Genomic DNA, 2,847 nt, shown 5'->3' with positions numbered 1-2,847 from the left:
GTGGCGCCTTTTTCGGCAGTGACGGCACTGCCGGCCAGCAGCAGGTCTGCACCGGCGACGACGGTGCTGTTCGTCCCCGCGCTGACCAGGCTGCCAACGTTGTTCACCACATCGGTTTCATCCAGGCGGAATTTTTTGCCCTGGGAGGTTTTCTTGGTCTTGCTGTAGAAGCTGTAGTCCTGATTTTCGGCGGCTTTGAGCTCGAGGTTTTTACCGGAGACCAGATACGCCTCGTTGCCGGCATTGACCTGGCTGGCGACCAGTTGCAGGTTCTGCCCGGCGCTCAGGGTGGCGTCGCCGCCGGCCTTGATCACGCTGGAGACTTGCTGGACGTGGTCTTCGATGCTTTTGATTTTTTCGAGTTGTAGGTCGAATGCTGCTCGTTGGCTGCCGCGATGGCGTTGAGGTTGGCGCCGGCTCGCAGGGCGACGTTGGCCTTTTGATGCCTTGCGTGTTTTTACGCTGAGGACTTATAGTCCGCCGGTCGTCCAAAAGGGCGATCGGATTTGGCGATCCGTTGACCGTATGCGAAAGCTTTCTGCTTGCTTGCAGGGGTTTCCGTACCCGCATCGCTGCTTTATGGCAGCTGTGCGCGGGAGACCTTCGGGTCTGCCGGAACTCGGTCCCGGTTCGCCAACCTGCGTACAGCTGTCACCCATTCGTTTGGCGACGATAGGTGACAGCTTTCATTACATCGACCGAGGCTTAACCTATGAATAGATACATGCCGCTTACAGGCCATGACTCAACCATCCCCGCGCTGGTGATCGACACGCAAGCGCCCCTAGATGTTCTCTATGATGCCGCCGCGTATCGCATTCGTGCGGTGACTCAGTTTTTGGAGAACCTCGCGTTTCGGGAAGAGATCAGCAGTGATGCGATTGTGCTTCACGATTTTGCGCTGTTACTGGCAATTCCGCTGCGAGATGGGTGTGATTTGCTGGATGTGATTGGCCGGAAGTTGAACTCAAAAATTTCATAAATAAAATGGGCGGTTATTTTAAAAACCGCCCAGCTTAAAAACTTCCCAGACAAATGAAATAAAAAAGCCAATTGTTAAAGAACGTAACACCTCCAGATTTGCTTCTCCACAAGCATTCAAACAAAAACGTGGCCTGCCCCCTAATGGATAGCGCAATCACAGTTACGACAAACGACACAGTGAAATACTTGCACGTCACTGCACATCTTATTTAGCCTTTATTAATTGCATCCAATAGTTATATGTCTCTCGAAGCCGACCTAATGTCTTTGATCCATCAGCAATAGCGCACGCGAATGCATGAGCAACTCTTACTGGATTGGTAGGCAGCGAGCCAGATGCGGATATAACAGGCTGCCCGTAATCCGCCTGTTTCTTATTACCTTTTAACTGACTCCAGCTCAGTTCAGGGTTATTTCGAACCGCCACTTCACCATAATACATTCCAACTAAAACAGCCAAAGACATTGCCTCTTCGGATAGAACAGGTGTGTTCAAATCAGCCGTGCCGGCAATTGAATCATTTCCTGTTTCGTTAACCGTTGATGACAGTTGCTCTTTATAAATCCGTGAAGCTAACCACTCAGCCACACCATCTAAAGATTCCGGGGAAAAATCCGCGTTCCAGCTTTCATATCCCGGCGTATGCCAAACAGCTTGAATTAACTCATCTAAACAGTAGGGTTTATTAAGCATAAAGAGTTCATAAAAACTATTTAGCTCTTTCGAATTCATAGATGAAAAAAAATCTGTGACTGGCGTATAGGCGGTTGTAAATTCCATAATCAATGCACCTTAATTTTGATTCCCGCGTCGGACAAAGCTTTTTCAAGGGCTGGCGCAGGTCCAACGCGTCCTGTGACGGGGCTCCTATAAAAATTCCATGTTACCCCATTAACCATACCGCGGCTCAGGAGCTCCGTATCCTTCATCACCTGAAGGGCTGTATTGGCGTCGAGTGAAGTGTATCCAACCTTGGACTCATGAGCCAAAGCACCTGGAGCTAGCTGGTCGACGACACGCACGCCTTGGGTCGTTTGGAAGGTAACTTGAGACTGACCACCCAATGGTTTTAGGGCATCCTCCCCGATTTTCCCTGTTGCTCCAATTCCGGCGGACGGATTAGGAGAAACAATTCGCGTCGCTCTATCCTCGGTCAACGTGTAGTAGTTACCATTACCGGCCAGAAACACCTGATTGCCATTGGCGTCCTGCGTTCCGGTAGGTTTGTAAGTCCCACCACCGGGGCCGTTCACGGTTCCATCAATTTCTTGTGTGTAGCCTTTGGGAACATTAAAGCTCGCGTCGTTTGCTGCTGATTTTCCGGTTCCGACAACTTTGGCCTCTCCAGAAATCAAAGTCGATGCAGGCACTTTTGTAGTAGACGTTAACCCTTTTAATCCGTACCCCCCAGCAATCGCCGCCGTGATGGCATGCATCGTCATGACAAAATCATACTGTTGCTCAACTTCCGCCCGCGTTTTCTCAGAACGGCTCGCAAGGTCCGTTATCACGATGTCGTGGAGAATGCTGGCATCGTCTAAGCCACGTAATGCAGCCTCGGCATTTTTTGCATCAGCCGGGTAAAGTTCTTTATAAAGCAGACGGACAGAGACAGGAGCCTCGTATTCCGCAAGAGCCTGACGTGCAGGTTCGATCAAACGACCGCAAGCGGAACTGGACAAATTTCCGGTAGTGCAGGCATCGCGAATCGCTTCATCTCGATCTTTATCGATAACGTTTATATACGCGAGTTCATCTTTTTCTTTGTCAGTGATGGTGCCCAGCATTTGCTTGCGTGAAAGCACAAACTTACGGGTCGCTTCCGGCACGCTGAGATAGTTATTCTCAACCGCATTCCTCCC

The 2,847-nt window shown here is 50.4% G+C and carries 4 protein-coding genes; 1 reads left to right on the top strand and 3 read right to left on the bottom strand.

Annotated features, from left to right (window positions below):
- Positions 1 to 314, bottom strand: a 314-nt coding sequence (locus C8K58_RS32110; RefSeq protein ID WP_043293838.1) for a hemagglutinin repeat-containing protein, incomplete at its 3' end; no start/stop codon positions are given.
- A gap of 410 nt (positions 315 to 724) precedes the next feature.
- Here C8K58_RS32110 and C8K58_RS32105 point away from each other — a divergent pair.
- Positions 725 to 982 (top strand): hypothetical protein, encoded by a 258-nt coding sequence (locus C8K58_RS32105; RefSeq protein WP_027608116.1) that lies wholly within the window; start codon positions 725 to 727, stop codon positions 980 to 982.
- Between the two features lie 207 nt (positions 983 to 1,189).
- Here C8K58_RS32105 and C8K58_RS32380 read toward each other — a convergent pair whose 3' ends face one another.
- Positions 1,190 to 1,765: a hypothetical protein gene (locus C8K58_RS32380; protein WP_133822175.1), complete on the bottom strand. Its 576-nt coding sequence runs from the start codon at positions 1,763 to 1,765 to the stop codon at positions 1,190 to 1,192.
- 2 nt (positions 1,766 to 1,767) lie between these two features.
- Positions 1,768 to 2,847: DUF6862 domain-containing protein (locus C8K58_RS32470; protein WP_108574926.1), on the bottom strand; the 1,080-nt coding region annotated here is incomplete at its 5' end.

The organism is Pseudomonas sp. GV047 (assembly GCF_003058245.1).
GTDB lineage: Bacteria > Pseudomonadota > Gammaproteobacteria > Pseudomonadales > Pseudomonadaceae > Aquipseudomonas > Aquipseudomonas marginalis.
The sequence above is the reverse complement of the archived record's forward strand: the minus strand, read 5'-3'. Positions and strand labels throughout refer to the sequence as shown.

Coding starts and splice junctions, on each gene's coding strand:
- C8K58_RS32105 (WP_027608116.1), top strand. CDS start 725: ATGCCGCTTACAGGCCATGACTCAACCATCCCCGCGCTGGTGATCGAC.
- C8K58_RS32380 (WP_133822175.1), bottom strand. CDS start 1,765: ATGGAATTTACAACCGCCTATACGCCAGTCACAGATTTTTTTTCATCT.